Origin of the sequence: Microbacterium sp. K41, from assembly GCF_004794395.1 — a bacterium.
Classification (GTDB): domain Bacteria; phylum Actinomycetota; class Actinomycetes; order Actinomycetales; family Microbacteriaceae; genus Microbacterium; species Microbacterium sufflavum.
The window spans coordinates 1-6,826 of sequence record NZ_SSDO01000513.1 but is presented as its reverse complement, the minus strand read 5'-3'; the positions used below and the strand labels follow the sequence as shown (position 1 = coordinate 6,826).

General features: G+C 70.7%; 6 protein-coding genes and 1 pseudogene. 5 read left to right on the top strand and 2 right to left on the bottom strand.

Annotated features, from left to right (window positions below; all coding sequences use genetic code 11):
• Positions 1-939: Gfo/Idh/MocA family protein (locus tag DW309_RS17510; RefSeq protein WP_136046097.1), on the bottom strand; the 939-nt coding region annotated here is incomplete at its 3' end.
• Positions 936-2,105, bottom strand: coding sequence for an ROK family transcriptional regulator (locus DW309_RS17505; protein ID WP_136030493.1), 1,170 nt, complete (start codon positions 2,103-2,105; stop codon positions 936-938). The genes DW309_RS17510 and DW309_RS17505, both read right to left, overlap by 4 nt.
• Before the next feature lie 188 nt (positions 2,106-2,293).
• On the opposite strand from DW309_RS17505, the gene DW309_RS17500 reads away from it, so the two are divergent.
• From DW309_RS17500 to DW309_RS17480, 5 genes and pseudogenes are all read left to right on the top strand, one after another.
• Entirely contained in the window at positions 2,294-3,535 is a 1,242-nt protein-coding gene (locus tag DW309_RS17500) for an ABC transporter substrate-binding protein (RefSeq protein WP_136030491.1), read from the top strand.
• A 68-nt stretch (positions 3,536-3,603) separates the two neighbouring features.
• Positions 3,604-4,509, top strand: coding sequence for a carbohydrate ABC transporter permease (locus tag DW309_RS17495; protein ID WP_136030489.1), 906 nt, complete (start codon positions 3,604-3,606; stop codon positions 4,507-4,509).
• On the top strand, positions 4,506-5,411 hold the full coding sequence (locus tag DW309_RS17490) for a carbohydrate ABC transporter permease (protein ID WP_136030487.1): 906 nt from the start codon (positions 4,506-4,508) through the stop codon (positions 5,409-5,411). Before DW309_RS17495 ends, DW309_RS17490 begins: the two co-directional genes overlap by 4 nt.
• A gap of 19 nt (positions 5,412-5,430) precedes the next feature.
• Positions 5,431-6,465, top strand: coding sequence for an NAD-dependent epimerase/dehydratase family protein (locus tag DW309_RS17485; protein ID WP_136046096.1), 1,035 nt, complete (start codon positions 5,431-5,433; stop codon positions 6,463-6,465).
• A pseudogene (locus DW309_RS17480) lies at positions 6,465-6,826 on the top strand (dihydrodipicolinate synthase family protein); the annotation flags it as partial. The gene DW309_RS17485 and the pseudogene DW309_RS17480, both read left to right, overlap by 1 nt.

Below are 6,826 nucleotides of genomic sequence, written 5' to 3'. Positions count from 1 at the left end.
GTAGGCGGCCTCGGCGACCGCGACCGCGGCGATCCCGTCGGCGGGGGCGACGCGCGCCGCACGGCCCTCGCGGATCGCGGCCACGAAGTCGGCGATCTCGGCGTAGTACGGGCTCTCCTCGGGCGACATCGGCGGCAGGTAGTCGGCGTCGCCCTCGGGCACCACGGCGTCGGTGCGGAGGGTGTGGTCCTCGGCGCTGTCGTACCGCAGACGGCCCGCCGATCCCGCGACCTCGACGCTCGTGCGGAACGGCATGCCGGGCTGCACCCAGCTCGCGTGCAGGTGACTGAGCACCCCGTTGCGGTGGGTGAGCACGACGTGCGCGGTCACGGGCGCGGGCACGCGGTCGTCCACCGTCGGCGGGTTCTGCACGGCGTAGACGCTGGCGACCGGTCCGGCGAACCACAGCGCCTGGTCGATGTCGTGGATCATGAGGTCGCGGATCACGCCGCCGCCCGCCCGCTCGGAGAAGAACCACCCGGTCTGCGGCGCGGAGCCCGCACGGCTGAACCGCTGCACCGCGAGCTCGCCCACACGCCCGGCCTCGATGCCCGCCTTGATCTGCGCGTACTCGCCCATGTACCGCACGACGTGCGCGGGGAACAGCCGGACACCGGCGCGAGCGGCGGCCGCGGTCACCTCTGCGGCGGCCTCGGCGGTCGCGGCGAGCGGCTTCTCGCAGATCACGTCGCGACCGCGGGCGATGGCGCGCAGCGCGAAGTCGGCGTGCGTGCTGCTGGGCGTGACGATGTCGACCAGGTCGACCAGTTCGATCAGCGCGTCGACGTCGGCGACCAGCTCGAAGCCGTACTCCGCGGCGATCTCCTCGGCACCGTCGAGCGAGGTCACGTAGCCCCGCACGCCCAGCGCCCGCCACGCGTCGGCGTGCACGCGGGAGATGCCGCCCGCGCCGATGAGTCCGACTGTCAACGTGCTCACTGCTTCTCCTCGGTGTCGTCGCCGGTGACCGGCTCGTGCGGCAGGGGGGTGATGGGCGGGGCGGGCATGTCGTCGATGCCGGAGATCTCGGCGGGGTGCCGCTGGAACGCGTGCACGACCGCACCGTGCGCGGCGGCTTCCGCGCCCAGTCGCGCCTCGGCGACCGGCACCTGGAACGGCAGCCCGAGGTGCCCGGGGAGCGCGGCCCGCAGCGGGTCGAGCAGCTGCTCGTGCGCCGCCGAGAGTCCGCCGCCGATGACGACCATGGCGGGATCGACCGTGAGGATCAGCGTGGCGATGCCGTGCGCGAGCTCGTCGATGAACGCGTCGAGCTCCTCGCGTGCCCCGGGGTCGCCCTCCCGCGCGAGGGCGAACACCTCCGCGGCGGTGGGGGCCGTGCGCCAGGGGATCTGCCCGGTCTCGCTGTTGAGTCCGCGGAAGGCCAGGCGTCCGATGTCGCCCGCCGCGTTGTGGATGCCGCGGCGGGGGCGTCCGCCGAGGATGAGGCCCATCGCGATGCGGTTGCCGACCGACAGGTAGATCACGTCGTCGACGAGCTGCGCGACCCCGAGGTGGTGTTCCGCGACCGCGGCGAGACGCACGCCGTTGTCGACGGCGACCGGGCATCCGAACGCGTGCCGCAGCTGCGAGCCGATGTCGATGCCCGACCACTCGGGGATGACGACCGAGGTGGTCACGCGGCCGGCGTCGTCGACGAGCCCGGGGAGGGAGACGCCGACGGCGCGCACCTGCGACGCGGGGATGCCGGTGTCGGCGAGGGTGCCGCGGATGTGGGAGATGACGGCGGCGAGCTTGGCGGCCCCGTCGGTCTGCGCCGAGACGCCGGGGTAGGTGCGCTGGGCAACGACCGCTCCGGCGAGGTCGGACAGCACGACCCGGACGCTCGCGACGCCGATGTCGACGCCCACGACGGTGCCGGCGGCGGCGTGGAACGCGTATCGGCGGGCGGGTCGTCCGGCCCCTCCGCCGTTCTGCGCGGGCGCGTCGACCAGCAGCCCGGAGTCGCTGAGCACGGTCACGGCGTTCTCGACCGAGGTGCGGGAGACCTCCAGCGAGCGGGACAGATCGCTCACGGTCGCCGGTCCCGTGTCGCGCAGCTGGAGGGCGCAGCGCGCCACGATCGACAGCGGACTCGTCACGCCCATGTGCGGTGCCTCCTTCGTCCCCGTCGTTGGTGCGATCAAATTAGCACACCCCGTTCTCACATCGTGTTTTGTCGTTGACGATCGAGAAACACGCTGGAAACAAGCGTCTGAGAACTTGTACTTGACGAATTATCCCAGTCCAATGTCATAATGAACCGTACTCAGCACGGTTTACGCAAAGGAGCACCATGCGCGTCAGCAAGATCACCGGCGTCGTCGCGGGAGTCGCGGCCGCCACCCTGTTGGCCGGATGTTCGGCCGGCGGAGGCACCACCGCAGAGGGCGAGCAGGACATCACGGTCTGGCTCTACCCGGTCATCGCCGACGAGGCGGTGCACAAGGACTTCTGGGACTCGACCATCGAGGCGTTCGAGAAGGAGAACGAGAACGTCAACGTCTCCTACGAGATCTTCCCGTGGGCCAACCGCGACGAGGCCCTCCAGACCGCGATCGCGGCCGGCAAGGGTCCCGACGTCGTCTACCTCATCCCCGACCAGCTCGCCGCCTACCAGAAGTCGATCGCTCCGCTGAACGACCTGCTCAGCACGGAGCGTCAGGACGACCTGCTGCCCAACGTCAAGGAGTCCGTCACCATCGGCGGCGACATCCTCGGCGCCCCCATCCTCACCAGCGCCCAGCCGCTCATCTGCAACGCCGCCGCGTTCGAGGCCGCCGGCGTGACCGAGTACCCCGAGACCTGGGACGACGTCGCCGAGATGGCACCCGCGTTCGTGGAGAAGGGCATGTACGCCCTGAACTACCCGGCGTCCGCCGAGAACACCCTCAACCTCACCTACTACCCGCTGCTGTGGCAGGCGGGCGGCGAGGTCTACACCGAGGACGGCGAGGTCGGCTTCGACAGCAAGGCCGGCGAGAAGGCGCTCACCTTCCTCACCGACCTGGCAGAGGAGGGCGCGCTCGACCCCGAGGCGCTCACCACCAACGTGCCGCTCGAGCAGACCGCGATCGCGCAGGGCAAGGTCGCCTGCACCTGGAACAACGCGGTCACCGAGGTCGCGCCGTTCTGGGGCGAGGAGAACGTGAAGGTGCTCGCGCCGCTCAGCGACAAGGAGTCCGTCGCGTACGGCACCGTCGGTTCGCTCTCGGTGCTCAAGGGCTCGAAGGCGAAGGACGCCGCCGCCGCGTTCGCCGAGTACGCCACCGGCGCCGACGTGGTCGAGCCGTACCTGACCGCCGCCGGCTACTTCTCCGCGCTCAGCACGACCGAGCCGCTGTACGCCGACGACCCGCTGCTCGGCGAGGTCGAGAAGTACGTGCCCGACACCACCGTCGGTCAGCTCGACGCCAGCTCCCGCGCCCTGATGGGCGTGCTGTCGCCCGAGATCCAGGCCGCCCTGCTCGGCCAGAAGTCGCCCGCCGACGCCCTGAAGGACGCCGCGGCCGCCGCAGCCCCGCTGCTGCAGAAGTGAGGCGACGGGGGCGTGCGGACAGCCGCCGCACGCCCCCTCCTCTCCGCCCCCGACGTGAGGAAACGACAATGACGACGGCCACGACGGCACCCAAGCCCGCAGGGCGCGTCGCCCGGGTGCTCGCCCGGCGGGAAGCGCGCATCGCGTTCCTGTTCGTGCTCCCCGCCTTCCTGCTGTTCATCGCCTTCCGCTTCGGCCCGAGCATCGCGGGCGTGGCGCTGAGCTTCTTCGACTACGACATCTCCGGCGAGATCGCGTGGCGCGGACTCGACCACTTCCAGCGCCTGGTCGCCGATCCGCTGTTCTGGCGGGCGCTGGGCACCACCGTCATCTACACGGTGCTGGCGGTGCCGATCGCGCTCGTGCTGTCGACCGTGATGGCCCTCGGCGTGCGACGGGCCTTCCGCGGCGCCCGCTTCTTCCGGTCGATCTTCTTCCTGCCCGTCATCACCTCGCTGGTGCTCGCCGGCTCGATCTTCGTGTGGATCTTCTCGGCGAACGGCCCCTGGTCGGCCCTGATGGCCCCGCTCGGGCTGGGCGGCTCGTGGCTCGGCAGCACCGTGCTCGTGATCCCCGCGATCGTCGTGGTGGGCGTGTGGTCGCGGTTCGGCTACGGGATGATGATCCTCATCGCGGCGCTGCAGGACGTGCCGCGCGAGCTGGAGGAGGCCGCGCTGGTCGACGGCGCGAACGCCTGGCAGCGGTTCCGGTGGATCATCCTCCCGCACCTGCGCCCCACGTTCTTCTTCCTCGCGGTGATCGAGACCACCGCGGCCTTCCAGGTGTTCGACGTGATCTACGTGATGACCCAGGGTGGTCCGGCGAACGCCAGCTACTCGCTCGTCTACCTGCTGTACGACCAGGGCTTCCGTTACTTCGACTACGGCTACGCGGCCGCCGTCGGCGTCGCCCTGTTCGTCATGACCCTCGTGGTCGCCCTCATCCAGCGCCTCGTGATCGGAAAGCAGAAATGACCGCTCTCCTGCAGCCCCCGACGCAGACCGCCGCGCCGACCCCGCAGCCCGCGCCCCGCAAGCGCCGCTCGTTCCGCGCGCTGGAGCCCACCGGCTGGGGCGTGGTCGTGCGGTGGATCTGGCTGAGCCTCGCGGGCATCCTCAGCTTCTTCCCGTTCTACGCGATGGTCGTGCTGAGCCTGAAGCCCGGCATGGTCGTCGAGCTGCCCGGCTCGCTGCTGCCCTGGACGGACATCTCGTTCGACTCCTACGCGCAGGTGCTCGGCGGCCAGAACATCCTCGGCTGGCTGTTCAACACGCTCGTCTACTCGCTCGTGTCGGTCGTGGCCGTGCTGTTCCTCTCCGCGCTCGCCGGATACGCCTTCGCCAAGAAGCGCTTCCGCGGCAAGGAGGTCATGTTCTGGTCGTTCCTGGCGATGGTCATGGTGCCGTTCCACGTGACGCTGATCCCGACGTTCATCCTGATGGCGAACCTCGGCGGCATCGACACCTACTGGGGCCTGATCCTGCCGACGCTCGCGAACGCGCAGGCCGTGTTCCTGATGCGGCAGTTCATCCAGGGGCTGCCCGACGAGCTGTTCGAGGCGGCACGGATCGACGGTGCGGGGGAGTTCCGCATCTTCCTGCGGATCGTGCTGCCGCTGTGCAAGCCGATCCTCGCCACCCTCGGCATCTTCGTGTTCCTGTGGCACTGGAACGACTTCCTGTGGCCGCTCATCATCGCCAAGTCGAACTCGATGTTCACCCTCACCGTGGGCATCTCGTCGCTGCAGCAGCAGAACGTGCCGCTCAGCACCATGCTCGCCGGCTCCGTCGTGGCGCTGCTGCCCATCTTCCTCGCGTACCTGATCGCCCAGCGGTACGTGCAGGAGGGCGTGACCGGCACCGGGATCAAGGGCTGAGAAGAAGGGAAAGCACCACATGACTCAGCACAGCTTCGCCTCCGAGGCCGAGCTCGAAGAGGCCCTGGCCACGCCGAGCGACGCGCTCGTGGCCGACCTGGCACGCGGATCGGGCGACCTCGTGATCCTCGGCGCCGGCGGCAAGATGGGCCCGACGCTCGCGATGCTCGCGCGCCGCGGGATGGACGCGGCCGGCCGGAAGGACGACGCCGTGTACGCGGTCTCGCGCTTCGGCGACGCCGCGATCCGCGAGCGCCTGGAGGCCGCGGGCGTGACCGTCGTGCCGTTCGACCTGATCGAGAACGACGACTTCTCCGCCCTTCCCGACGCCCCCCACGTGGTGTTCATGGTCGGCGCGAAGTTCGGTGCGGCGACCAACGCGTCGTGGGCGTGGGAGGTCAACGCCGCCCTGCCCGACCGGGTGGCCCGCCGCTACCGCGACAGCGCGATCGCCGTGCTGTCCACCGGCAACGTGTACCCGTTCGTGCCCGCGTCGTCGGGCGGCGCGTCGGAGGACGTGACCCCGGCTCCGATCGGCGAGTACGCCCAGTCGTGCCTCGGACGGGAGCGGGTGTTCGAGTTCGGTGCGCAGGAGCGCGGCACGAAGGTCGCCATCATCCGCCTGAACTACGCGGTCGACCTGCGCTACGGGGTGCTGGCCGACATCGGCACGGCCGTGCACGCGGGCGAGCCCGTGTCGGTCGCCACCGCCAACGTCAACGTGATCTGGCAGGGCTACGCGAACGAGGTGGTGCTGCGCAGCCTCGTGCACGCGTCGACCGATCCGTTCGTCATCAACCTCACCGGGCCGGAGCTGCTGAGCGTGGAGTCGGTCGCCCGCGGCTTCGGCACCCTGTTCGACCGCGAGGTCACGATCGTCGAGGAGCCGCAGCCGACCGCGCTGCTCAGCGACGCCCGCCGCTGCATGGCCCTGTTCGGCTACCCGTCCGTGTCGGCCGAGGAGCTGATCCGCATGCAGGCCTCCTGGATCGACGCGGGCCTGCCGATGATCGCCAAGCCCACCAAGTGGGCCGTCCGGGACGGGAAGTTCTGATGCCGTCGTCGTCCGCGGACACCGCGACCGTGCCGGTGCTGCGACCCGAGGCCGCGGCCACGCTCGCGCGCGGTGCTGTGATCCCCGCGCACCCACTCGCGCTGACGGCCGACCGCACGCTCGACGAACGCCGCCAGCGCGCCCTCACGCGCTACTACCTCGACGCGGGCGCCGGTGGTGTCGCGGTGGGGGTGCACACGACCCAGTTCGAGATCCGCGACCCGGAGCACGCCCTGTTCGAGCCCGTGCTCGCGCTCGCCGCGGAGGAGCTCGACGCCCGCGCGGGTGCCGAGGTCGTGCGCATCGCCGGTGTGGCGGGTGGCACGGCGCAGGCGGTGGCCGAGGCCGAGCTCGCGCGCGG